We start from the raw sequence: 25621 nt of genomic DNA, 5'->3' as shown, positions 1-25621 counted from the left end.
TAGCGACAAACCTGTCGCGCAATAACATGACGCCGCAATCGGCTCCCGAGACATCTCCACTTCAGAAGTCGCCTGAATGATACAATCGCAGCCAGAAGACAATGGACGGCAATGATCATCGATATAGTTGTTACCACTTCAATACTATAACAACATTGCAACCTTCGCTTTGCGCGTCAGCCCGCGATTTTGGCGCAACACAAAACTCTGCTATGATGCCTGTCCGCAGTTGATTAGCGCGATTCTCTCACTACGCTTATTGCATAAAAATTCATCTAAATGCATAATAATTTATCTGCCGCTGGCCTGTTGCCTGCTGCACCCCTCTTTTATTGGTAGCTTATGCGAAACCCATCAAAACAAGACGACTTGATCAAAGCGTTCAAAGCGTTATTAAAAGAAGAAAAATTCAGCTCTCAGGGCGAAATCGTACTGGCGCTGCAGGAAGACGGCTTCGAGAACATCAATCAGTCAAAAGTTTCTCGTATGCTGACCAAGTTTGGTGCCGTACGCACCCGCAATGCCAAAATGGAAATGGTTTATTGTTTGCCAGCCGAACTGGGCGTGCCGACCACCACCAGCCCATTGAAGAACCTGGTGCTGGATATCGATTACAACGATGCCTTAGTGGTGATTCACACCAGCCCGGGTGCTGCGCAGCTGATTGCACGCCTGCTGGATTCACTCGGTAAAGCGGAAGGCATTCTCGGGACTATCGCGGGGGATGACACCATCTTTATTACCCCTGCACGTAGCTTCTCCGTAAAACAGCTGTACGATGCCGTACTGGTTTTATTCGAACAGGAACTATAAAACCCTGGTCTTAACCGGCAGATCATCTGCCGGTAACATCCTTCCTGATGACCCGTTACCCGCCACGCTTGTTACAAAATCCTTTTTTAATAATAAGTTATCGATATAGCTGCCGGTTCTGCATCCGCCGAAATATTGGTACGACCTTTTCCCCTGCTTAACCATTCGCGCTATTTTACACTGCTTTACATATTGTGCTCAGTGGTTATAGCTTCTTATGGCGTATCAGCCAGCGGGATCAACCATGATCTTTCGCACGAAAAGATAATTTGATGCAGATCATTGTTTTTACGAATAAATAACAGTCAATGGTTAATGATTGACCGGTTTTAATAACTTCCAGTTCTAAAAAGGTGCCATAAGGATAAAGAATAACAACCAAACATTATTAGCCAGATATTAATTTCATGGGTGATTAGATCTATACTTGTTTTCGTGATGCAAATCACACGAAAGAAAAAGATAAAAACAGAAGACGAGGAAAAATACCATGAACGTTAAAACTACTATCGCAACCCTGAGTGTTCTATCTGCCCTGTCATTTGGTGCTTTTGCAGCAGATTCTATCAATGCCCAACAGGCAGCGAATCTGCAACCTGTCGGCACCATTAGTGTGAGCGGCGTGGGCGGTTCTCCGATGGATATCCATGAGCAGCTGAATGCTAAAGCCGATCAGGAAGGTGCTAAAGCCTACCGTGTGATCGAAGCGAATACCGGCGACAGCTATCACGCCACCGCTGAGCTTTATAAATAAGTTGACTGAACAAGACGCAGTGTGAACGGCAACCCGTTTGAGACGCATTTGCCTCTCAGGTTGCCAAACCCCATTTCAGGAGAGTGAATCATGAAAACCAAATTAGCTATCGCCATCGTAGGTCTGGCTTCCGTATTGTCCTTCGGTGCCAGTGCCGCCAGCCTGGTTTCTAACGAACAAGCCGAACAACTGCAACCGCTGAATCAAACCATCAGCGTGAGCGGTGTTGACGGTGATCAGACCAACGTCCGTCAGGAACTGTCGCAGAAAGCCGATGCTCAGGGTGCCAGCCATTACCGCATCATTGAGAATAATCGTGGCGACACCTTCCACGTGACTGCAGAACTGTACAAATAAGAATACATCGAACGTCGGGCGCCTGAACGGCGCCAGACAATTGATCGACGACCCGCCTCACCCACTTTTTGCCGCAGGTTGTTGATTACAACGAGGAGAAAAAATCATGAAAATCAAAGCAACCATCGCAGCCGCCAGCCTTCTTTCCCTGTTTGCCTTTGGTGCATCAGCAGCACAACTGGTAACTGATGAGCAGGCGCAAAATCTGCAACCTACCGGCAGCACTATCACCATCAGCGGTACCGGCGGTTCGCCAATGGATTATCGTTCTGAGCTTTCTCAGAAAGCCGATGCACAAGGTGCCAGTGCTTATAAAGTGATTGAAGCGAAAACCGGCGACAGCTATCACGTGACCGCCGAGCTGTATAAATAATTCCTCGTCAATTCTGACGAACCCTTTGGCCCCGCTCGCCGGGGCCCTTTTTCGGCTTGTCACTTCACATTAAAGCGGAGCTGGCCTTCCAGCTCCTCTTCTGCTTCATCAAACAGCAGGATTAACGCGCCATACCGGCGTTTCTGCCCTGTCCCCAGATTCACAAACTCAATTTCCAGCGGCAATGGCAACTGCTCCCCAAGTATCGCATCCCAGAGATCATCAAGATCGCTGATGGCCAGATCCGCCAGCGCAAAACGATCGCTGAACTGGCGATAGAAATGGGCTTGATCGACGATTTCGTCAAAATCAAAACGCTCGGTTCTCATCGTGATTCCCTCTTGCAGGCAGGGCCGCCCGTCAGGCAAGCCCACCAATATGCAGCGCTTTCACTTCCAGGTACTCTTCCATTCCTAGCACCGATCCTTCACGTCCCAAACCGGACTCTTTTACACCGCCAAACGGTGCCAGTTCAGTGGATACGGCACACTCATTAATGCCAATCATCCCGGCCTCCAGCGCCGCCGAGACGCGGAACACCCGTTGCAGATTTTGCGTGTAGAAATAGGCGGCTAATCCGTATTCCGTGTTATTGGCGCGCTGAATGACATCGGCTTCATCATCAAAGCGGAAGCAGGCGGCGACCGGACCAAAGGTCTCTTCCTGGGCCAGTTTCATCCCCTCATGCGCCTCGGCAATCACCGTCGGCTGCCAGAAGTTGCCTCCCAGCGGATGACGCTCGCCGCCGATCAGCAACTTACCGCCTTTGCTCAGCGCATCCTTCACGTGCTCTTCCACTTTCTCCAGCGCCGAGCGCTCGATCAGCGGGCCGACAATCACGCCTTCTTCAACGCCATTCCCCACTTTCAGCTTGCCCACGGCATCGGCCAGTTGATTGACGAAACGATCGTAGACCGCGTTGTGCACATAGAAACGGTTCACGCTGACACAAACCTGGCCCGCATTGCGGAATTTGTTGGCTATTGCCCCCTGTACCGCCGCCTCAATATCCGCATCCTCAAACACGATATAAGGTGCATTGCCGCCCAGCTCCATCGAGACTTTCTTCATAGTGTCTGCTGCGTTGCGCATCAGCGTTTTGCCCACGGCGGTCGACCCGGTAAACGAGATTTTACGCACCGCCTGGCTGGCCATAATGGCGTCGCTGATGGCATGGGTATCGCCCGCTACCGCATTTAACACACCATCAGGTACACCGGCTTCTTGTGCCAGAGCCAACAGTGCAAAGGCACACAGCGGCGTATTGTTCGCCGGTTTGATGATGCCGGTACAGCCTGCTGCCAGCGCCGGGCCAAGCTTGCGTGTCAGCATCGCCATCGGGAAATTCCATGGTGTAATAGCCGCCACCACACCAATCGGTTCACGTGTTGCTAAAATGCGTGATCCGGGTTTCGCTGGCGGGATGATTTCGCCGTTGGCACGTTTAGCTTGCTCGGCAAACCATTGAATAAAGCTGGCGGCGTACTCGACTTCGCCTTCGGCTTCTTTCAGGGGTTTGCCCTGCTCGGCCGTCATAAGCTGCCCGAGCCAGCTTTTGTTCTCAATCATCAGTTGATACCAGCGATGAAGGATCTCAGCGCGCTGTTTCGCAGTTTTATCACGCCATGCCGGAAAAGCCTGCTGAGCGGCAGCGATGGCCTGCTCGGTTTCCGCCTTACCCGCTCGGGCGACTTTGGCCAGCACTTCGCCGGTTGCCGGGTTAGTGACGTCAAAGGTGGCACTGGCGTTGTGCCATTGACCCGCAGCGAAATAGCCGGTTTTAAACAGCGCGTGTTGTTGTAGAGAGGTGGACATCATTCTTCTCCTGCTAGTTTGCATCCTGTCAGGAAAGTATAGATGCCAATATCATCGGGTTTTGTGTCAGCGTGGGATCAAAAAGGCCGCTGCAACGTGCAGCGGCCGATTTCAGATTTGGATGAGGGTGTTCTGGTATTTATCCAGCATCAACGATAGCCGTTTCACCGGTTCGGTAACACTCTCCGGTGCCGAATAGTGATGGAGTTTTTCCTGATAAATCTCTAGTTCCTTCAACAAACGCTCAAAGTAGTAGCGCCGCTTGTCATCGCTGGTGGCTGAAATCACGCGATCGGCGGTGTATCGCAACTGGCGGTGATAAGCCGAAAGCTCCGCGTTAACCGGGACTTCAGCATTACGCAGTCGCTGATGGCCGATAATCAGCGTCAGCGCGATGCGGTATTTGTCGATATCGCCGGGGAACAGATTGAGCAGCAGAAACAGCTGCTGATAGAGCGCGGGCAGATGATTCTCGCGACGGCGCGCCTGATTAGTGGTCAAGGCCGCCACAGCCGCATACATAAAGCGATTCAACAATTTACGGCCGGTACGTGCTTTGGATTTATCGCGAATCAGCAGAATGACCATCATCGCCACAAAGCTGCCGATCCACTGGCCCAACGCGTTATCGAGGAAGACGTTGAACTCAAACTTCATCGGATTATCCAGCACCAGCACATTGATGGTGCCAATCAACGCACCTAACGTACCAATCTGACGTCGTTGCACAAAGATACCGCCGATAAAACCGAGTGCGCCAATCGCGATACACAACAGCAATGCGCTTTGCTGGGTGGCTGGCAGGATATAGATGAAGTAGAGCATGCCGAGTGGCACGGCGAAGGCCATACCGTAGAAGAAGTCTTTCGCCATCATCAGCGGATTCGGCATACGCATCGCCAGCGCGGTGATGACGGCCAGCATCACCATACAGCCACTGCCCGAAGTCCAGCCGGTATAGAGCCAAAACAGAGAACCGAGCGCAGTCGCCACAAAGGTACGCACGCCGTTGATCATCGCATGATGGGTTTCCGCCGAACGTGCCTGAATCACCACTTCGCGCTGCAGGATACTCTCTTCCAGCGTGGTAATGCGGCTGTTACTGCGCACACCATTAATCAGCAGCAGATATTCTGTTGCTGCACCGACCCAGCTTGCCACCGTCATCGGCACGGTTTTATTACTGACACTGATTAAACGACGCATCACCTTCATGCGCTTATGCACGTCATCGACGTTATGAACGTCTTTCTCAATCAGCAGGCGATACTGCGTCGGAATATAATCCGGACGGGCGTTTTGAATCAGGAAGGTTTCCGCTGCTTGCGTAATCAACGTCAGCGACAGCGTATTCAGCATCTGCAACCGGCGGCTGGTATTTTTCCAGCGCGAAGATTCCATCAACAATTGGCTGCGCATGCCGTTGAGTGCCGTGGTGCGACGTACCAGCGCGCTCCAGGTGCGATCCACCTCGTCTTTATCCGCGTGGGCGACACACAGTTGCAGCAGTTTGTAATGCGCCACCAGCAGCGAATCGACTTCGGCATCAATCACTTTTTTGATCGAGCGCGGCGAAAACAACATATCCGCAAGAATCGCACACAGAATGCCAATGACGATTTCACTGCAACGTTCAACGGCAAACTGGGGTGCCAGCGTTAAACCGCCACTGGCATCGGCAGTAATCACGATAATCAGTGCGGTGTAACCCGCCAGTCCCAATGCGTAGGAGTTCTCGACTTTAATCAGCGAAGAGAGCCAGACGCACATCCCCGCCCACAAACAGCACAGCAGCAGCATCACCACCGGTGCACGCACCGTGGCGATCATGATAGTGAGGGCGGCAATACAGCCAATAAACGTACCAATGATGCGCAGAATGCCGCGATAGCGCAGTGCGCCAGAATAGGGATCGCCCCCCGCAGCAAAGGCGGTACCACCGGCCACAATGCCGGCGGTCATCACCGCCCAACGCGGCGTTTCCAGATTAAAGTGAAAGCCAATCATCAGCGCTGCAACCAGCGCAAATGTCAGCTTCACCGGGAAACGCAAAAACTCAATCATAACGCCCTCGCTTAACCAAACTCGCGCAGGCGGTTAAAGAACTGCGTCATCGGCGAGACTTTGGTTTGACGATCTTTATCACCGGTGATCACCACCGTGGCGGTAGTGCCCGCCGGGAAGCGGTTGCCCGGTTGATCGTCAAGATGAATGCGCACCGGTACGCGCTGTGCCAGTCGTACCCATTCGAGGTTGGAATCGATGGTCGCCATGCCTTTGCTGTCCACGCTGCTGCTGCTGTTGGTCACGCCCGCAGCAATGCTGTCCACCGTGCCGCGCAATACGGCATTACTGCCTAGCGGGGTGATTTCGGCGCGGAAGCCCGGACGCACGCCATCCAGTTTGGTCTCTTCCATATAAGCCAGCACATAGAATGAGTGCTGCTGTACCAATGCCACGGCAACGGAACCACGGGTGATGAACTCGCCCTGATAAACGTTCAGGTTTGTGACCCAACCATCTGAAGGCGCTTTGATGGTGGTGCGATCCAGGTCGATCACCGCCAAATCGCGCGTTGCCACCGATTTCGCCAGCTGATGTTCGCTGGTTTGCAGATCGTTATTAGCCTGATCGATGGCTTCACGTGACATGGCACTGGTGCCAAGTTGGTTACGGCGCGCTGCTTCACGACGCTTTTCATTGACCAATGCCTGGTAATATTCGACATCCGCCTGGGCTTCATCCAGCGCTTTCTGGTAGCGCGGGCGATCCACGACAAACAGCGTATCACCCTGTTTCACCAGCTGGTTGTCATGCACCGGCACGTCAGTGATAAGGCCGGTCACGTCCGGCGAGATCGCCACCACATCAGCGGAGAATTTGGCGTCACGCGTCCAGGGCGATTCGGTATAGAACACCCAGGCGCGGAAGATGATCACGATTGCGATGATAACCAGCAGGATTGTAATCGCGTAACGCGCGATTTTTCTTATGAGCGCTTTCACTTAAAAACCTCAGACGAATAGACGGGATACAAGGTAAAACACGCAGCAATACAACGCTGTGTTAAAAAGTGCCGGATGCCACACCAGGTCATAAATTCCGCTGGGCGTCAGCACGCGTTTCACCAGCCAGAACAGCGCCAGAGAAACCAGTAGTTCAATGAAGATGGGCGGAAAACTCAGCCCGAATACGACAAATACCGGAAGCACACTCATTACGGTTCCTTAGTTCGACCTTGCCGGATTGCACCGATACCTGCCCTCATGCCGTATGGCACGTCGGGTTGAGAATCAGGGGATGATTGGGAGACTGATGGCAACATTCAGGCCGCGTTGAGCTAATGATAGCGTATCATCGTGTAAACACAGCCGTGTTAAGGTGCGGTGAACAGACCCAGCGTGCGTATAGTAACGCGCATGACTATACGTTTTCTACATATTGTGAGCTAAATCACTTTTTAGCCAGAGTAAACAATGGAACGACTTAAAGGCATGTCCATTTTCGCCAAAGTGGTTGAATTAGGTTCTTTTACCGCCGCGGCACGTCAGCTTCATCTTAGCGTTTCGTCAATCAGCCAAATTGTCGCCAAACTGGAAGATGAGTTGCAGGTCAAATTGTTAAATCGCAGTACGCGCAGTATTGGTCTGACCGAAGCAGGTAAGATCTACTATCAGGGTTGCCGCCGCATGCTGGCTGAAGCGTCTCAGGTGCACGAACAGCTTTATGCCTTTAACAATACGCCGATCGGTATTCTGCGCATCGGCTGCTCCTCCACCATGGCGCAAAACGTGTTGTCTGCAATGACCAGCGATATGCTGCGTGAATATCCTGGTTTGAGCGTCAATCTGGTTACCGGCATTCCCGCGCCAGATTTGATCGCTAACGGCTTGGATCTCGTGGTCCGCGTAGGCGCGTTGCAAGATTCAAACCTGTTCTCACGCCGACTGGGCGCAATGCCGATGGTGGTCTGTGCCGCAAAAAGTTATCTGGCACAGCATGGCACGCCAGACAAACCGGGTGAAATCGATAATTTTTCATGGCTGGAGTACAGCGTTCGCCCGGATAACACCTTTGAACTGGTCGCACCGGAAGGCTTGGTAACGCGATTGACGCCGCAGGGTCGCTTCGTCACCAATGACTCACAGACGCTGATTCGCTGGCTGAAAGCCGGCTGCGGCATCGCCTATGTCCCCCTGATGTGGGTGATTGATGAGATTAACGCCGGGGAGATCGATATTCTGTTCCCGCAATATCACTCAGAACCGCGCCCGGTGTATGCGCTGTATACCGAGAAGGACAAAATGCCGTTGAAGGTGCAGGTATGTATCGATTATCTGACCGAGTACTTTAAGCAGGTGGCGCAGCAGTATCAGCAGCATCGTAAGAGCTGATGATTCTCCTAAAGGGGTGAATCTCCGATGGGCGATGCCGCCATTCGGCAGGTACGCCATAGGTAAACTCAGACTGTTCGATAATGAGCAGAGTCCGCCATGTGAATATCTGACTCCACGGCCTTCAGAGTGGGTGCCATGGAGTCATCAGGCTTTGTAGCGTGCGCTATGCATGGGAATATCAGACGCTACGGTCATTCGTCAGGTGCGCATTTATGCGCACCTGGAATGATTATGCAGTACCGCCGACGGTGATTTTATCCAGCTTGAGGGTTGGCTGGCCGACGCCGACCGGCACACTCTGCCCCTCTTTACCGCATACGCCAACGCCTTTATCCAGCGCCAGATCGTTACCGACCATTGAGATCTGCTGCATTGCTTCAATACCCGAACCAATCAGCGTTGCACCTTTCACCGGCGTGGTCACTTTGCCGTTTTCAATCAGATAGGCTTCCGAGGTTGAGAAGACAAACTTGCCGGAGGTGATATCCACCTGACCACCACCAAAGTTCGGCGCATAAATCCCATACTCAACGCTGGAAATGATGTCCTGGGGCGTGGATTTTCCAGCCAGCATATAGGTGTTGGTCATACGCGGCATCGGCAGATGCGCATAGGATTCACGACGCCCGTTACCGGTTGGCGGAACACCCATCAGACGCGCATTAAGCTTGTCTTGCATGTAACCTTTCAGCACGCCGTTTTCGATCAATACGTTGTATTGGCCTGGCACGCCTTCATCATCCACCGCCAGTGAGCCGCGCAGGCCTTCGATGGTGCCATCGTCAACCACGGTGCAGAGTTCAGAGGCCACCAGCTGCCCCATTTTTCCGCTGAAGACCGAAGTTTCACGACGATTGAAATCGCCTTCCAGACCATGACCGACGGCTTCATGCAGCAGCACGCCCGGCCAGCCAGCGCCTAACACCACCGGCAATGTGCCCGCAGGCGCGGCAACAGCAGAGAGATTCACCAACGCCAGACGCACCGCTTCACGCGCCCATGCATCGGCACGGACATCACCGTTTTCATCGGCATAGAAGAATTCATAGCCGGTACGCGCCCCGCCGCCGCTAGAGCCACGTTCGCGTTTCCCCTGATCTTCCACCTGTACGCTGATCGACAGACGCACTAGCGGACGGATATCCGCAGCCAGCGTGCCATCAGTCGCCGCCACCAGCACCTGCTCGTACACGCCTGTCAGGCTGGCGTTCACTTCCTGCACGCGCGGATCGGCCGCACGTGCCACGGTATCAACACGATGCAGCAGTGCAATTTTGTCTTCGCGCGTCAGGCTGTCCAGCGGATTCACCGGCGCATACAGCGAACGGTTGATCACCGCTGAAAGCGTATGCGCTTTGCCATTGCCCTGCTCACGCACAATACTGCGCGCGGCTTCAGAAGACTGACGCAGGGCGTTCAGGGTGATTTGGTCTGCGTAAGCGAAACCGGTTTTCTCACCACTGATAGCACGCACACCGACACCCTGGTCGATATGGTAAGAACCATCTTTAATGATTTTGTCTTCCAGCACCCAGGATTCATGGAAACTGGACTGGAAGTAGAGATCGGCATAATCCAGACGACGTTCTGAAAGCTGCCCTAACAGGGAAAAAAGGTCCTGCTGATTAATGCTGTTCGCAGCTAGTAACTGCTCACTTACCAGATTCAGAGTCATCGTTTCTCACTCATTATGTGCTCGGATAGTCATAGCCTGCGGCAATTCCCCGACGGCGTCAAATTCACTTCTTGTCGTCTTCGCGCGGTTTGCGCAGCACTTCATTGATTTCCGGTTTATCCAACGGTCCGCTTATGTGATAACGCAGTAGCGAAATCTTATTCCAGAGCGGGCCCAATACTTTACTGGCGGCGAATACGGCGGCCCCGATCACCGGGTTGACCACAAAGGCCGTCGCCACACCCACCGAAGCGGAGATCTCAGGGGCAACGACCGCTTCCATATCAATCTGGCGTTTTGCCAGATCAATCTGCCCCTGCATGGCGATATCCGCCTCAAGGCCATCGACCAGCAGGTTATCCGTGTGCATTACACCGTTTTCGATCCACGCCGTGCCGTTAATTGAATCGAAATAGAAGCCCTCGCTGAAGGTGTCACTAAAATCGAAGCGCAGCTTACGCAGTAAGGCGTCAAAACTCATCAGGCGGAGCAACTGCCCTGCGCGCCCGGTATTCACATCCGCAATCTGGCCTTTGCCAAAATGGGTTTTCAGCGTACCGCTCAACGTTTCCGCGGAAGGCTGCCACGGGGCGGAACGCCAGTGCAGGTCATAATCCACGTTAAACGGTGCGTCACGAAGTGGGGTATTCATCCCAAACCAGTTAACAGCGTCATTGATGTTTTTACCGCTCAGACTGCCTTTTAATGAGGTACGCTGATTGCCCGGCTTGTTGACCCATTCGCCGTTGATCTTCAGCTTCGCACTGCCGGAATCCACGCTACCGTTAGTAAGTGCTAACGTATCTCCCTGCGGCTGTAATCTGGCCTGCATATGTCCAAACTTCTGCCCGCGCAGCCAGCACTCATCACAGTTTAGCTGCATCGCTGGCCAGTTACTGAAGTCGACTGTGCTGCTGTTGCCACCCAACGGCGAGGCGTTGTTTTCGCTGCTGTTCGCCCATTCTGGATTGTAGTAAAGATAGCTAAGGTCGATCTGCCATGGCGCATGCTGTGCGGTTTGCAAACTGCCGCGCGCTTCGCGGCTTTCCAGCTGGAGTTGCGTGTTGCCGGTCGGCCCTTGCGTGACGGTGGCATTAACGTCATGCCACTGCTGTCCACCCAGCATAAGTGCCGGTGTCCGCAGAGTCACATCGCCCGGTAACAGCGCGCCGCCCACTTCCGTTTCGCCCTGAGCATTACGCGAACCACTGCTCCCCGCCAGTAGCCCCATCCAGGCTTCACCCTCCAACGGTGGTAAATTGAGTTCCATCCCGCGTTTCTCTGGCAGCTTCGGCGTGCTTTTCGCATCGTTGAGCCAGATGCCGCGATCCACGCGCAGCTGGGGTTCGAGAATCCAGCGGCTGTTAAAACGGTTGTGCTCACGCACGCTGCCGCTTAGCGTGAATCCTTTCAGGTCACCGGTGGCGTTGATGGCGATGGGCATCGCTTCGCCCGCCTGCTTATCCAGTGGCGCAGGTAAGTGACTGCTTACTGTTTTGCCCTCACCCTGCAAATCGACTTTATAGGTCGCACCACCATTGTGTGGCAGCGTGATGTCAACATTGCCCTGCCACGGCAAACTGCCGCTCAACTGACTGCTGACACTGGCCGGCAATACTTTCAGTTTCGACGGCTGCCAGTCGCCCAATAACTTCACGTTGACGCCAAAGTTGTCAGGATTCTCAGTGGTAGAAAAACGGACGCCGGTGGGCTGACCGAACCAGTTAGCCTGCATCTCTTCACTTTCGAGATTGCCGTTGTTGTAGCGGAAGCGCCCGGTGAGATTTTCCAGCGTGGTGTTTAACGGCTTGATGTGCAGGCTGTTATTGTTCATCACCACATTCCCGCTGGCATGCACCAATTCACCATCCAGCGGAATATCGAGATTCAATGAACCGCGCACATTGCCACCGATTTGCAGCTGCTGCAGTGCCGCGCCCAACGTCGATTTCAAAGGCGTCTGTTCGAAGTAATCGGCAATCTGCTTGCCCTGACCGCTAAGATCGCCATTGATGATCAACTTCTCTTTGAGATAATCCGGGATCACCGCGCTGACGTTCCGTGCATCCACTTCCCCCAATTTGGTTTTCTCGGCTTTCATCCACAGGCCGTCGTTAACAAAATCGAGGTCGATATCGAGGTTTTCCAGCGCTGGCCAACCGGGCTGGAACTGGAAAGTGGATTGACGCAGCGGCACCCACACTTCAAACATGCCGTCATTGTGCTTAAACGGGAACAGGCTGGGATTACCAGCGAACAACAGCGTGGCATTGTCCACTTTCCCGCCTTTGATCGACTCGCTGAGGAAATGGGTCAGATCATGGCCCATTAGCGGTTCCGGGAAGTAGCGCCAGGCATCACCCGCATCGGTGACGCGAATGCCCGCCAGAATATCCAGCTGTGGCGCTTTGCCAACATTTTGCTGATAGCGGAAATCACCACGCGCCCACAGGGAACGTGCCTGAACATCAAGATTCTGACCGTCCAGCGTCAGGCCGCTGGCATCGCGCTGCCAGTTCAGCTTGCCAGTGATCTGTTGAATTTGCAGTGGCGCCTGGAACATGTCGCCATAAGGCACTTCCGCTTGTCCCATCGCCACATCTAACCGACCGTTACTCACGCTGCCGCTGGCGGTACCGTTGAGATTGCTGATCCCCGGCAACAGCTCCCAATGCTGCCACGCCAGGTTGCGCCATTTGGCTTGCAGGCGGGTTTGTTCGGGCTGATTGAGCGGAATATCCAGCGCGAGCGCATCGATGTTGCCGCGCGGCTGCAATGCACGCCAGTTATCCAGTAACGCAGGGGACAAGGGTTTGAACAGCGGCACCAACGGTGCCAGACGCTCCAGGTCCAGTTGGGTGGCACGGACGCGCACTTCCGCACCACTGTTAGCGCCCAGCATCTGCTGATCTTCGGGCTTCCACAGAAGTGAGAAGTGCCCCGGCGCCCAGGCGATGCCATCAGTGCTGAGTCGGGTTTGCGGGACGGACAAACTCCAGCCATTTTGGAAACGCGCCAGATGCGCGGTTAAGCCATCGACCTGCAGCTGGTGATCGCCCTGTTCGCCGCGCCAGCGTGCACCGCCTTTACTGAGCAACAGGTCACCGGCGTAGACATCGCCATCACGCAGATTCACCCACGCTGCAAGGCTGAAGCGGGCACTTTCGAGGCTGGTATTGTCACGCAGCCACGGACCGATCCACGGGCGCACATCGACGTCATCCGCTTGCATCCAGATGCGGCCATCGTTGAGTAATCCGTTGGTATCGTTGAGATCGAGTCGCACCTGCACCACACCGTGCTGCCCCGTAAAGCTGGAGAGATTAACTTCCCCTTCCGCCCGGTGACGCGTGCTTTCGTTGAGCCAGGTCAGACGCGGGATCGCCAGTTCAGCGTGCTGGCCAGAGGGCGTGAGAAAACGGATACTGCTATCACGCAGATCAAAGTGGTCAAACTGTCGCAGAAACAGATCGTTGATTTGCGCCGGCTTAAAGCTGTTTTTTTGTTGATCGCTGGTGAGCAGCGGATGATTGGTTTCGAGACGCAGTTGCCAGAAGGTCAGATCGCGGAACTGCCAGCGCCAGTGCAGCAGCGATTGCCAGACGTTAAGCGCCAGATTTACACGGCCAATGGTGAGTTTGCCATCTTCCGGCATCACAACGTTGAGATTGCGCACCTGCAGGGTTGGGCCGAAGTTCTCCCATTTACCCTGCAGCTCGCTGGCATCCACCGTCACTCCGCTGACGCGTGAAATCGTCTGCAGTATGTCGCTGCGATAGCTGTTGAGATGCGGCATCACGAGGCGCAACCCGCTGACTAGCAGCGCCACAATAACGATGATTGCGGCGAGCAGCAGTAACAAAATCCTCGGCAACCGCCTCACGCACCTCTCCTTGCTTCCCGTTGAATAACGGCGTTCAGCATCACGACTTACATCATGACAACGTCAAACTGCTCCTGAGTATAGAGCGGCTCAACATGAACTTTAACCTGCTTACCGACAAAGATTTCCACTTCAGCCAGCGCATGTGACTCTTCGCTTTTTAACGCCTCGCCCACTGCCGGGGAAACATAAACGAGGAAGCGATCGGAATCATAAGCATGATGCACACGCACGATTTCGCGCATGATTTCGTAGCAGACCGTTTCCACCGTTTTCAGCGTGCCGCGCCCTTTGCACACCGGGCAATCGGCACAGAGCACATGTTCAATACTTTCCCGCGTGCGTTTACGCGTCATCTCCACCAGACCGAGCGCCGAAAAGCCGTTGATACCGGTTTTCACCCGATCTTTGCTCAGTGCACTTTCCAGCGAATGCAGTACGCGGCGACGATGGTCGTCATTACTCATGTCGATAAAATCGATGATGATAATGCCGCCCAAATTGCGCAGACGCAGCTGGCGAGCAATCGCCTGCGTGGCTTCAATGTTGGTGTTGAAGATGGTTTCGTCGAGATTACGATGCCCAACAAATGCACCGGTATTGATATCGACGGTGGTCATGGCTTCGGTTTGATCGATGATCAGATAGCCGCCCGACTTGAGTTCAACCTTGCGCTCCAGTGAGCGCTGGATTTCATTCTCAACATCAAACAGATCGAAGATTGGCTGTTTGCCGCTGTACAGCTCCAGCTTGCTAGCCATTTCCGGGATATATTCGCCGGTAAATTCCACCAGCAGATCGCAGGTCAGACGTGAATCAACGCGAATGCGATCCAGCGCTGCGCCGGCAAAGTCGCGCAACACGCGCTGTGCCAACGCTAACTCGCCGTACAGCAGACAGCGCGTCTGGTTACGTTTCTTACGCTCGCTGACTTTGGTCCAGAGACGCTTGAGGAACGCGGCATCCTGCGCCAGGTCTTCCTCGCAGATGCCTTCAGCAGCAGTACGAATAATGAAGCCGCCGAGGTCGTCGCAGTAGGCGGAAACGACCGCTTTCAAGCGATCACGCTCCGCTTCGCTTTCAATACGCTGGGAAACACCCACATGCGATGCGCCTGGCATAAACACCAGATAACGTGAAGGCAGCGTAATATCGGTGGTCAGGCGCGCGCCTTTGGTGCCGAGCGGATCTTTCACCACCTGTACCACTAAATCCTGGCCGGGACGCACCAACTCGCTAATATCGCGTACGACGAAGTTTTTCTTCTCATCACCCGCCACGCATTCGGTGTGCGGCATGATATCAGAAGCGTGCAGAAAGGCGGCTTTATCCATGCCAATATCAACAAACGCGGCCTGCATGCCGGGCAAAACGCGGCTAATGCGACCTTTATAGATATTCCCTACGATACCGCGCCGTGCTTCGCGCTCGATGTGAATTTCCTGCAGAATGCCGCCATCAATATAGGCAACACGGGTTTCAGAAGGTGTAACGTTAACCAGCAGCTCAGCCGTCATCTTGTCCCCTTAACGCACGCAGTGACTGAAAGTGGCTCAGCAACTCATTGGTTTCAACCAGCGGTAATCCCACTACGGCGTGATAGCTTCCATTAATCTTGCGGACAAAGTTGCCGCCCAGACCCTGTATTCCGTACGCGCCGGCTTTGTCCATCGGCTCGCCGCTGGCAATATAGTGCGAGATTTCTTCTGCCGTGATATTGCGGAATGTCACGTCAGTGGTGACAAGACAATCCAGCTCGCGTGCACTGTCAGCCAGCGCGACGGCAGTCATCACCTGATGCGTTTGCCCGGAGAGTTGACTCAGCATCTGCGCTGCGTGTGCTGCATCACGCGGCTTTTCCAGCACGTCATTGTTGAGTACCACGATGGTATCTGCACCCAGCACCGGTAAATCCTGCGGCGCGACTGCCACGCCTGCGCGCGCTTTCTCCAAAGCCAGACGGCGAACATACACTTCCGCCGCTTCCTCTGGCTGGCGCTGCTCTTCAACGTCGGTAACCAGACGCTCAAACTGCAGACCCAGTTGCGTGAGCAGTTCACGTCGACGCGGTGAACCGGATGCGAGATACAGGCTTATCATAGTCTTCCTTACTGAACAGCGAACTGACGGCGAATCTTTCTCATTAATAAGAATAGCCAGGGCCATAGAATGCCGTCGACCACACTGCTCCAGAAGATTTCCGGGCGGAATGAGACGTTGATCACCAGGAATTCAGCCCAGAAAACAATTACATCCACCGCGAGCGACAGCACCATAACCATTAATGCCTGCTGCCACAACGCCAGATTTCGGAATAGCTGAAATTTGAAGGCCACCAGATACGCGATGATGCTGAACGCCAGCGCCCGCACCCCCAGCGTCGAACCGGCCACCAGGTCCATCACGGCCCCTAAAAAGAAGCCTGTACCCACATTAACCCGGTGCGGTAATGCCAGAACCCAGTAAACCAGGATCAACAAAAGCCATGAAGGCCGGAACATGTAGATTTGTTCCGGCCAGGGCATGATTTGCAGAATGAGGGCAATCAGAAAGGACAGCCAGATAACCCATCGGCCCTGGCTGCGATATCGACTCAAGGCTGGCCTCCGCGTGTGTTCGCTGGGATCCCTTGCGAACGACTGCTGTTAGCGGGTGCCGGTGGCCCCATTTGCTGCGTAGGCTGCATCATATCCGGTGCTGGTGGGCCCATTTCGCCCGCTGGCGGCAAGACCTGCGGCATCATCTGCATCAGACGCTCATTCGCCACGCGGTGAACTTCATCGGGTGCCATTGGCATGTCGCCATTCTTATCCGCGCCCCACAACAGCAGCAGGTAACGCAGACGTTGCAGGCCTGCCGTTGGATGCGCCTGAATCACGGTGTAGGCACGTTGGGTATCGACCTTCACGGAAGAGACCACGCCAACCGGGTAGCCTTCAGGGAAACGTCCGCCGAGGCCTGACGTCACCAGCACATCGCCAACACGAATGTCAGTGTTGCCCGGCAGATGTTCCAGCTGCAAGTCTTCGCTGCAGCCGTTACCCGCCGCAATCACGCGAATATCGTTACGTAACACCTGAATCGGCAATGCATGCGAAGCATCACAAATCAGCAGTACGCGGCTGGTCACCTGACCCACAGCCACCACCTGACCCACTACACCTTTATCACTGATCACCGGCTGGCCTTCGTAAACACCGTTTACGCTGCCTTTATCGATAACCACCTGATCGGTATACGGATCGGTGCCGGTTGAAATCACCTGGGTCACCATCTTGTGCTCATCCTGACGCAGCGGCGAGCCGAGCAGCTCACGCAGACGTGCGTTTTCCTGCTTGTATTGCCCCAGCATCAGCAGGTCACTGTTTTTCAGGAAGAGCTCACGGCGCAGCGCTTTGTTTTCCAGCTCGAGCTGCTGGCGTGAAGCCAGCGTTTCTGAGACACCGTCAAGAAGCTGTCGCGGCCCATTGGCCAGAAAGTAAAATGGACTTACCGACGTGTCCAGGTAGTTGCGGATCTGGGAGAAGGAGCTCACGCGACTGTCTGCGATAATAATCGCGATAGCCACAATGACTGCCAGAAAGAGACGCAACTGCAGGGAAGGCCCCCTGCTAAAAATCGGCTTCATAAATTCTGCGTGTTCCTCGACATCAGGGAAGAAGCGCCAGTCTTATGACTAACGCCTCCAGGGCTGGACGCATCTCGCCGTCGTGCGCAGCGTCGATAGGCGCGACTCCCTGCGCAATTTGACCACGGTCTCAGCCGATGAGGATTTACTCCTCGCTGAACAAATCGCCGCCGTGCATGTCGATCATTTCCAACGCTTTACCACCGCCGCGCGCGACGCAGGTCAGCGGATCTTCTGCAACAACCACCGGAATACCGGTTTCTTCCATCAGCAGACGATCCAGATTGCGCAGCAATGCGCCACCACCGGTCAGCACCATGCCGCGCTCGGAGATATCAGAAGCCAGTTCTGGTGGGCACTGTTCCAGCGCGACCATCACTGCACTCACGATACCGGTCAACGGCTCTTGCAGTGCTTCGAGGATTTCATTGGAGTTCAGGGTAAAGCCACGCGGTACACCTTCTGCCAGGTTACGACCACGTACTTCAATTTCGTGTACTTCATCACCCGGATAGGCAGAACCAATGCCGTGCTTGATACGTTCCGCAGTGGCTTCACCAATCAGTGAACCGTAGTTGCGGCGCACATAATTAATGATAGCTTCATCGAAGCGATCACCACCGATACGTACAGAAGAAGAGTAGACCACGCCGTTCAGGGAGATAACGGCCACTTCAGTGGTACCACCACCGATATCCACCACCATCGAACCGGTTGCTTCTGATACCGGCAGGCCTGCACCAATCGCAGCAGCCATCGGCTCTTCAATCAGAAACACTTCGCGCGCGCCTGCACCCTGTGCAGATTCACGGATAGCACGGCGCTCAACCTGAGTGGCGCCAACCGGTACGCAGACCAGCACACGTGGGCTTGGACGCATAAAGCTGTTGCTGTGCACTTGTTTAATGAAGTGCTGGAGCATTTTTTCAGTCACGAAGAAATCGGCGATCACGCCATCTTTCATAGGACGGATGGCCGCGATGTTGCCTGGAGTACGACCCAGCATCTGCTTGGCGTCATGACCTACGGCCGCAACGCTCTTTGGCGAACCGGCACGATCCTGACGAATGGCAACCACGGAAGGCTCGTTCAGCACGATGCCTTGTCCTTTTACGTAAATCAGGGTATTCGCGGTACCCAGGTCAATGGACAAGTCATTGGAAAACATGCCACGAAATTTTTTAAACATACTAAGGGATAATCCTGCAAGCTGGGGGCGGAAAATAAAATCCGCCTACTTTACCAACCACGCGAAGCCGCTACAAGGCGCAAAAACGTTCTGCTTCGGTGAAAAAATACGCTGAATAATTTTTTGGGCCGATTCGCTTATCCCTGGCCGCCGTTAAATAGCGCTAAGCCGCCCTATTAAACGTAAATTCACCCTCAATCACCGGGCGAATTTCGACATAAAATCTAACATTTCCAGCCATCATAAGCGCGGACGTTATCCACCAAAGGGCAGAAAAAGGCCACTCAGCGCCACTTTACTGGCTGAAGACCTAAATTCGATAACGTTGTGAATGTTTTTTCACGTTACTGTTCACCGGCAATGATGGGGCAAAGAAGTCGCCCTGCCCACCTGCCACGCCCAGATTCGCCAGCGTTTGCCACTCCGCGCGCGTGCGCACGCCCGCAGCAAAAACTTGTGTCGAGGTGGATTTGCATACTTCCAGTAAACTTTGCACAAATAACTGGTTTTCAGTACGACGTTCAATATTACGTACCAGCCCCGGATCGAGTTTGATCACTTCGATTGGGAACTGCTTGATATAAGCACTGCTCACCACGGTCATACCCGCCTGATCCACCGCCACACGACAACCAAACGCGGTCAACATTTGGAAAACCGGTACTAAGCGATTGATGTGTTGACAAACATCCGCCTCAGCAAGTTCAAATAAAAAACGTTTTCTTTGCGATTTTGTACATTGCAGCAAAAGCTTTTGCAGCCAGCGCTGGAATGGGCGCTGTAATAAGGAGTCAATATTGACGGGTAAAGCCAGTGTTTCATCAGGCCACACTTCAGAGAGTGCCGCGATTCGCGTCACCAGTTGGCGATCCCAACTGTCGGTCAAACCAAGTTGCAGCACCAGCGGCATATACTCGGCCGACACCACTTCTTTGTCGCCATCGAACACGCGCGCCAGCATTTCACGGTGGTGTACTTTGCCATCCAGCAATACGGCCGGTTTTTGGTAAAGACGTGGGCCGCCGCGATTAAGGGTGTTTTCCAGCAGCGTTCGCCAGCGCACACTACCACGCCCCATGTCTAAGGTATTGCCTTCACCGACTGACCAACTGTTACCGCCCTGCAAAGCGGCACGACGGGTCGCCATCTCGACATTTTCCATCACCTGCGGCACGGTTTTTCCGCTGCGCCACGCACTGATGCCAATGTGGATTAAATCATCGCGATCGACCATACGCATCGGCGGCAATGAGTCGACCGCGTTGATCAACTGATCGGCGATACTGTTGGCCTCTTTGAGCGTGCGGTGCGGCAATAACACAGCAAAATCGCTGCGGAAGTAGCGTGCCAGTAAAGCGCCTGGATAACGCAGAACAAAAGTCGACAGCATATTAATCAGGTCAAACAGATATTCATCCACCAGCGTTTGGCCCAGCGTTTCATGCAGCGTGTCGAGATCGGGCAGACGCACCATCATCACCACACCATGCGTGCCCACATCTTCCTGATCTTCCAACAGCGTGGCTAACTGGTTATCAAAGAACAGGCGGTTATTCAGGCCGGTGCGTGAATCCTGTGCGGCAAACGTACGGATAAGCGTATCAATGCGCAGGCGCTGCTCGCCCGCTTCCTGAAGATCGTTAAGTAAAGTGTCTATGGCGCGACTGGCTTTTGGCGGCCATTCGGCATAATGCCCCACGTAGGGCACGCGCTCACCCGCCAGAATGCGCTCGGAGCGTGCTTCTAAACGCTCCATGTGCTGCCAGCGACGATTGATCCAACGATGCGTCATCACCAATAAAGCGGACATAATGGCCACCACGCTGAGCAGGACAATCAGCGTATAGGCACCGGTAAAGGAGCGGAACCAGGTTTTCGCAGGATCGAGTACCACTACCCGCAGTTCAAGGCCGGGAGAGTGTACCAACGGAAGATCGAACTGGATAAAACGATTCGGCTCATCTTCGAGCATAGGGTTTTCATGGCGAGCGAGTTGAAACACCACGGTATTGCCGTTATGCATCTCAATCTGTTCCGCATTGATCACCGGCATGATGCGCGTCAACCACTGCGTCAGTTCTTGTGGCGATTGCGTTGTCAGCGCTTTATCGACTTCGGTCGCTAGCGTATTGACGCGTGTTTCTACGCGCTGTTGCGACAGCCAGATAAAACTAAAAGCGCAGCCGACCAGCATCAATAACATTGCCAGTAAGCTTAATAATGTAATAAACGCAGAAAACTTAGTTGTTAATCGCATCCCTGTGCCTGTATCACTGCGGTTCTGAACGGTCGCCATCCAACGGCGCCAACCTGCTCATTGGCGTAAACCTGAGCAAAATAGCACAAAACATCGTCTGAATCAGCGCCAGACGCGCATCAAATTAGGCGGTGCGCCATGCTAATCGGCCCTGCGGCGCGAGTATAGCCGCAAAGTGTGATGGCTTGCGTTTCACACGGGCTTTTTCGTCCTATTCTCAACAGAGCGCTTTCGCCAGGAAATTTCATATTTTTCCGGGCAAAGTGGCGTGTCCAGCGTGAGTTGATCATGCTGAGTACCACACCTTTTTCGCCGGAGAATGTCATGAAGCTGAAGCAATACCTTACCGAATCCGACGTGACGCCCGAGAGCATCTTTAATATGCGCCGCCGTCAGGTGTTGAAAGCGCTGGGATTAGGCGCAGCTGCGGCAAGTTTGCCCGGCGCGGCGCAGGCAGATGTGCTGAGCTGGTTCAAAGGCAATGACCGCCCACCTGCCCCCGCAGGTCGCGATCTGCAATTTACCAAACCCGCACAGTGGCAAGCTGATTTGCCCATGACGCCGTTTGACAAGGTTTCCGGCTACAACAACTTTTATGAGTTTGGCCTGGATAAAGCCGATCCTGCCGCCAACGCCGGCACGCTGAAAACCGAACCCTGGCAGTTGCGCATTGAAGGTGAAGTGGCGAAACCGATCACGCTGGATATGGACGACATCTTTAAACGTTTTGCCATGGAACAGCGTATTTATCGCATGCGCTGTGTTGAAGCGTGGTCGATGGTGATCCCCTGGGTGGGCTTCGAGCTGAATAAATTACTCAAATTGGCTGAACCCACCAGCAATGCCCGCTTTGTCGCCTTTCAGACGTTATATGCCCCGGATCAAATGCCTGGGCAGAAAGATCGCTTTATTGGCGGTGGGCTGGATTACCCCTATGTGGAAGGATTACGCCTCGATGAAGCAATGCACCCTCTCACACTATTAAGCACCGGCGTGTACGGTAAAGCGCTGCCACCACAGAATGGCGCCCCGATTCGCCTGACGGTGCCGTGGAAATATGGCTTTAAGGGGATCAAATCGATCGTCAAGATCACGCTGACCCGCGATCAACCACCGACGACATGGAGCCAGATCGCTGCTAATGAATATGGTTTCTACGCCAATGTGAATCCGCACGTTGACCATCCGCGCTGGTCACAGGCGACGGAGCGTTTCATTGGTTCTGGCGGCATTCTCAATGTGGAACGTCAGCCAACGCTGCTGTTTAATGGCTACGCTAAAGAAGTGGCATCGCTCTATCGCGGGCTCGATTTACGGGAGAACTACTGAGTGCGACTGACGTTACGTCATATCACCCTGCTGAAAGTGGTGCTGCATCTGGCTGCCTTCCTGCCCTTCGTCTATTTGTTTATGGCAGCCAGCCAGGGTTGGCTGAGCGCAGACCCAGCCAAAGACATTCAGCATTTTACCGGCAGGATGGCGCTGAAGTTGTTGCTGGCTACGCTGTTGGTCAGCCCTTTAACACGCTACCTTAAGCAACCCTTGCTGATCCGCACCCGCCGCATGCTGGGCGTGTGGTGTTTTGTGTGGGCCTGTTTGCATCTGACAAGCTATTACTTGCTGGAGTTGGGGTACAACCACCTGCAACTGTTGGGTAAAGAGATTGTTTCACGCCCTTATCTGTTACTGGGGATGATCTGCTGGATAGTACTGTTTGCGCTGGCCATCACTTCGTTTCAGCGTGCGCAACGTAAATTGGGTCGTCGCTGGCAAACCCTGCACAACGGCATCTATCTTGTCGCGATCCTCGCACCTATCCACTATCTTTGGTCGGTGAAAGTCTTCTCGCCGCAGCCCTGGATTTATGCGCTGCTGGCTCTGGTGTTGTTAGGCTGGCGTTACAATAAGTTGCGTAATCTTCTGCGTCGATAATCCCCGCACGGTTGTTTTCCTGTCACGAGATCTGTTAAAAGGTGTGGCCTAAGGGCCGCATCCGATCAACTTCGCAGATAAGACCAGTATTTTGCTGCGAATTGCGACGAAACGGATATAATGCCCGGCTTTATTGCAAGCGAAGTCGCCTTTTTCACTCTCAGGAGTGACAAACGGCAGATGTCGCGGTATTTTACGCGATGCCTCACTGATTGCAGGAGATAGCAGCAAGATGGCGCACAAATTTCACATACTGCTTTTGAACGGTCCCAATCTGAATCTGTTGGGAACGCGCGAGCCTGATAAGTATGGTCATACCACGCTGGCGCAAATTGTCGGCGATCTGACGCAACAGGCTGAACAGCACGATGTGAAATTAAGTCATTTGCAATCGAACGCAGAGTTTCAGTTGATTGATCGTATTCACGAGGCCCGTGGCAATGTGAATTACATCATCATCAACCCGGCTGCGTTCACGCATACCAGCGTTGCACTGCGTGATGCCCTGTTGGCGGTCAGCATACCTTTTATCGAGGTGCATCTCTCGAACGTGCATGCACGCGAACCGTTCCGACATCACTCCTATCTTTCTGATGTATCTGCCGGCGTCATCTGTGGACTTGGCGCTGATGGATACTCATGGGCTTTACAAACGGCAGTAAAACGCCTGTCACATTCCAATTAAACAGAGTACGGAACCACACTCATGGATATTCGTAAAATTAAGAAACTGATCGAACTGGTAGAAGAGTCTGGCATCTCCGAGCTGGAAATCTCTGAAGGCGAAGAGTCAGTTCGTATCAGCCGTTCACCTGCGAACGCTGGCTACCCGGTCATGCAACAGGCTTACGCTGCGCCAGTGATGCAGCAGCCTGCGCTGGCGACCGCCGTTGCACCTGCAGCCGCTGCGCCGGCTGAAGCCGCTAAGCCGGAAATCACCGGCCACATCGTGCGTTCTCCGATGGTCGGCACTTTCTACCGTACCCCAAGCCCGGATGCGAAAGCCTTCGTGGAAGTGGGCCAGAAAGTCAACGCAGGCGATACCCTGTGCATCGTTGAAGCGATGAAAATGATGAACCAGATCGAAGCCGACAAATCCGGCGTTGTGAAGGCGATCCTGGTGGAAAGCGGCCAGCCGGTTGAATTTGACGAGCCGCTCGTCGTCATCGAATAACGAGGCGAAGCATGCTGGATAAAATTGTCATTGCTAACCGCGGTGAGATCGCTCTGCGTATTCTCCGCGCGTGTAAAGAATTAGGCATCAAGACCGTTGCGGTTCACTCCACTGCGGACCGCGACCTGAAGCACGTGCTGCTGGCAGACGAAACCGTCTGCATCGGTCCGGCGCAGTCGGTCAAAAGCTACCTGAACATCCCTGCACTGATCTCCGCCGCCGAAATCACCGGCGCCGTGGCGATCCACCCGGGCTACGGCTTCCTCTCTGAGAATGCCGATTTCGCCGAGCAGGTTGAGCGTTCAGGCTTTATTTTCATCGGTCCGAAAGCTGACACCATCCGCCTGATGGGCGACAAAGTGTCCGCGATCACCGCGATGAAAAAAACCGGCGTACCGACCGTGCCAGGTTCTGATGGCTCGCTGACCGATGACATGGATAAAAACCGTGCCATTGCCAAGCGCATCGGTTATCCGGTGATCATCAAAGCCTCCGGCGGCGGCGGCGGTCGTGGTATGCGCGTGGTGCGCAGTGAAAAAGATCTGGAACAATCCATCGGCATGACGAAAGCGGAAGCCAAAGCGGCTTTCAACAACGACATGGTCTACATGGAGAAATTCCTTGAGAACCCACGCCATATCGAAATTCAGGTGATGGCCGACGGCCAGGGCAACGCTATCTATCTGGCGGAACGTGACTGCTCCATGCAGCGTCGCCACCAGAAAGTGGTCGAGGAAGCACCAGCGCCGGGCATCACGCCGGAGCTGCGTCGCTTTATCGGCGAACGCTGTGCGAAAGCCTGTATCGATATCGGCTACCGCGGTGCGGGTACCTTCGAGTTCCTGTACGAAAATGGTGAGTTCTACTTCATCGAGATGAACACCCGTATTCAGGTGGAGCATCCGGTGACCGAGATGATCACCGGCGTGGATTTGATCAAAGAGCAGCTGCGTATTGCTGCCGGTCAGCCGCTGTCAATCAAACAGGAAGACGTGGTGGTACGCGGTCATGCGGTGGAATGCCGTATCAACGCCGAAGACCCGAACACCTTCCTGCCAAGCCCGGGCAAGATCACCCGTTTCCACGCGCCAGGCGGTTTTGGCGTGCGCTGGGAATCGCACATCTATGCCGGCTACAGCGTGCCGCCGTACTACGATTCCATGATCGGCAAACTGATCACCTACGGTGACACCCGTGAAGTGGCCATCGCGCGTATGAAAAATGCGCTGGCGGAACTGATCATCGACGGCATCAAGACCAACGTCGAGCTGCAGATGAAAATCATGTCCGACGAACATTTCCAGCAGGGTGGCACCAACATCCACTATCTGGAGAAAAAACTCGGCCTGCACGAGAAGTAATCGCAGCGCAGAG

The 25621-nt window shown here is 54.0% G+C and carries 23 protein-coding genes; 10 read left to right on the top strand and 13 right to left on the bottom strand.

Annotation, left to right across the window (positions count from 1 at the left end; all coding sequences use genetic code 11):
* Window positions 1-342: 342 nt before the first annotated feature.
* The 4 genes from argR (at window position 343) to yhcN (ACCW76_RS20085) (ending at window position 2297) form a co-directional block, all read left to right on the top strand.
* Entirely contained in the window at window positions 343-813 is a 471-nt protein-coding gene (argR, locus tag ACCW76_RS20100) for a transcriptional regulator ArgR (RefSeq protein WP_436339924.1), read from the top strand.
* Window positions 814-1303: 490 nt separating this feature from the next.
* Window positions 1304-1567 (top strand): peroxide/acid stress response protein YhcN, encoded by a 264-nt coding sequence (gene yhcN / locus ACCW76_RS20095; RefSeq protein ID WP_436339922.1) that lies wholly within the window; start codon window positions 1304-1306, stop codon window positions 1565-1567.
* Window positions 1568-1657: 90 nt separating this feature from the next.
* Entirely contained in the window at window positions 1658-1924 is a 267-nt protein-coding gene (locus ACCW76_RS20090; RefSeq protein WP_034831135.1) for a YdgH/BhsA/McbA-like domain containing protein, read from the top strand.
* 106 nt (window positions 1925-2030) lie between these two features.
* The gene (gene yhcN / locus ACCW76_RS20085; protein WP_038644381.1) at window positions 2031-2297 is read left to right on the top strand and encodes a peroxide/acid stress response protein YhcN; all 267 of its coding nucleotides are present in this window, start codon (window positions 2031-2033) and stop codon (window positions 2295-2297) included.
* 59 nt (window positions 2298-2356) lie between these two features.
* Here the strand turns inward: yhcN (ACCW76_RS20085) and ACCW76_RS20080 are convergent, their stop codons facing one another.
* The 5 genes from ACCW76_RS20080 to aaeX all read right to left on the bottom strand — a co-directional run bounded on the left by ACCW76_RS20080 (window position 2357) and on the right by aaeX (window position 7330).
* A complete protein-coding gene (locus tag ACCW76_RS20080; RefSeq protein WP_034831139.1) occupies window positions 2357-2626 on the bottom strand; it encodes a barstar family protein in 270 nt (89 codons plus the stop codon).
* Between the two features lie 31 nt (window positions 2627-2657).
* On the bottom strand, window positions 2658-4112 hold the full coding sequence (locus ACCW76_RS20075) for an NAD-dependent succinate-semialdehyde dehydrogenase (protein ID WP_436339934.1): 1455 nt from the start codon (window positions 4110-4112) through the stop codon (window positions 2658-2660).
* A 111-nt stretch (window positions 4113-4223) separates the two neighbouring features.
* Complete coding sequence (gene aaeB / locus ACCW76_RS20070) at window positions 4224-6176, bottom strand: p-hydroxybenzoic acid efflux pump subunit AaeB (protein WP_436339912.1); 1953 nt, start codon at window positions 6174-6176, stop codon at window positions 4224-4226.
* An 11-nt stretch (window positions 6177-6187) separates the two neighbouring features.
* The gene (gene aaeA / locus ACCW76_RS20065) at window positions 6188-7117 is read right to left on the bottom strand and encodes a p-hydroxybenzoic acid efflux pump subunit AaeA (protein ID WP_436339911.1); all 930 of its coding nucleotides are present in this window, start codon (window positions 7115-7117) and stop codon (window positions 6188-6190) included.
* A gap of 9 nt (window positions 7118-7126) precedes the next feature.
* Window positions 7127-7330, bottom strand: a complete 204-nt coding sequence (gene aaeX / locus ACCW76_RS20060; protein ID WP_021508145.1) for a p-hydroxybenzoic acid efflux pump operon protein AaeX — start codon at window positions 7328-7330, stop codon at window positions 7127-7129.
* A gap of 258 nt (window positions 7331-7588) precedes the next feature.
* Here aaeX and aaeR point away from each other — a divergent pair, with 258 nt between their 5' ends.
* Window positions 7589-8506 carry an HTH-type transcriptional activator AaeR gene (gene aaeR / locus ACCW76_RS20055; protein ID WP_038644372.1) on the top strand — a complete coding sequence of 306 codons (918 nt, stop codon included), beginning with the start codon at window positions 7589-7591 and terminating at the stop codon, window positions 8504-8506.
* Between the two features lie 232 nt (window positions 8507-8738).
* On the opposite strand, the gene tldD is transcribed toward aaeR, so the two are convergent.
* From tldD to csrD, 8 genes are all read right to left on the bottom strand, one after another.
* Window positions 8739-10184, bottom strand: a complete 1446-nt coding sequence (tldD, locus tag ACCW76_RS20050; RefSeq protein ID WP_038644371.1) for a metalloprotease TldD — start codon at window positions 10182-10184, stop codon at window positions 8739-8741.
* Window positions 10185-10248: 64 nt separating this feature from the next.
* On the bottom strand, window positions 10249-14067 hold the full coding sequence (gene yhdP / locus ACCW76_RS20045) for an AsmA2 domain-containing protein YhdP (protein WP_436339908.1): 3819 nt from the start codon (window positions 14065-14067) through the stop codon (window positions 10249-10251).
* 47 nt (window positions 14068-14114) lie between these two features.
* The gene (rng, locus tag ACCW76_RS20040) at window positions 14115-15584 is read right to left on the bottom strand and encodes a ribonuclease G (protein ID WP_038644369.1); all 1470 of its coding nucleotides are present in this window, start codon (window positions 15582-15584) and stop codon (window positions 14115-14117) included.
* Window positions 15574-16167, bottom strand: a complete 594-nt coding sequence (locus tag ACCW76_RS20035) for a Maf family protein (RefSeq protein ID WP_436339905.1) — start codon at window positions 16165-16167, stop codon at window positions 15574-15576. Before ACCW76_RS20035 ends, rng begins: the two co-directional genes overlap by 11 nt.
* 8 nt (window positions 16168-16175) lie before the next feature.
* On the bottom strand, window positions 16176-16664 hold the full coding sequence (mreD, locus tag ACCW76_RS20030; RefSeq protein ID WP_034830875.1) for a rod shape-determining protein MreD: 489 nt from the start codon (window positions 16662-16664) through the stop codon (window positions 16176-16178).
* Complete coding sequence (mreC, locus tag ACCW76_RS20025) at window positions 16661-17695, bottom strand: rod shape-determining protein MreC (protein WP_034830877.1); 1035 nt, start codon at window positions 17693-17695, stop codon at window positions 16661-16663. The genes mreD and mreC overlap by 4 nt, the downstream gene beginning before the upstream one ends.
* Window positions 17696-17840: 145 nt before the next feature.
* Window positions 17841-18884: a rod shape-determining protein MreB gene (gene mreB / locus ACCW76_RS20020; protein WP_007891976.1), complete on the bottom strand. Its 1044-nt coding sequence runs from the start codon at window positions 18882-18884 to the stop codon at window positions 17841-17843.
* Window positions 18885-19194: 310 nt separating this feature from the next.
* On the bottom strand, window positions 19195-21141 hold the full coding sequence (csrD, locus tag ACCW76_RS20015; RefSeq protein WP_436339903.1) for an RNase E specificity factor CsrD: 1947 nt from the start codon (window positions 21139-21141) through the stop codon (window positions 19195-19197).
* Window positions 21142-21465: 324 nt separating this feature from the next.
* Between csrD and msrP the strand changes: the two genes are divergently transcribed.
* The 5 genes from msrP to accC all read left to right on the top strand — a co-directional run bounded on the left by msrP (window position 21466) and on the right by accC (window position 25608).
* The gene (msrP, locus tag ACCW76_RS20010; protein ID WP_045816532.1) at window positions 21466-22470 is read left to right on the top strand and encodes a protein-methionine-sulfoxide reductase catalytic subunit MsrP; all 1005 of its coding nucleotides are present in this window, start codon (window positions 21466-21468) and stop codon (window positions 22468-22470) included.
* Window positions 22471-23073: a protein-methionine-sulfoxide reductase heme-binding subunit MsrQ gene (gene msrQ, locus ACCW76_RS20005; RefSeq protein WP_045816531.1), complete on the top strand. Its 603-nt coding sequence runs from the start codon at window positions 22471-22473 to the stop codon at window positions 23071-23073. It begins immediately after the preceding gene.
* 232 nt (window positions 23074-23305) lie between these two features.
* Window positions 23306-23758, top strand: a complete 453-nt coding sequence (gene aroQ / locus ACCW76_RS20000) for a type II 3-dehydroquinate dehydratase (RefSeq protein WP_436339900.1) — start codon at window positions 23306-23308, stop codon at window positions 23756-23758.
* Between the two features lie 21 nt (window positions 23759-23779).
* Complete coding sequence (accB, locus tag ACCW76_RS19995; protein WP_034830260.1) at window positions 23780-24247, top strand: acetyl-CoA carboxylase biotin carboxyl carrier protein; 468 nt, start codon at window positions 23780-23782, stop codon at window positions 24245-24247.
* 11 nt (window positions 24248-24258) lie between these two features.
* Window positions 24259-25608: an acetyl-CoA carboxylase biotin carboxylase subunit gene (gene accC, locus ACCW76_RS19990; protein WP_436339898.1), complete on the top strand. Its 1350-nt coding sequence runs from the start codon at window positions 24259-24261 to the stop codon at window positions 25606-25608.
* Window positions 25609-25621: the final 13 nt, after the last annotated feature.

Source organism: Pantoea sp. C8B4 (genome assembly GCF_051336905.1).
In the GTDB taxonomy this organism is placed as follows: Bacteria; Pseudomonadota; Gammaproteobacteria; order Enterobacterales; family Enterobacteriaceae; genus Pantoea; species Pantoea rwandensis_B.
This window is presented reverse-complemented; position numbering and strand designations above follow the sequence as displayed.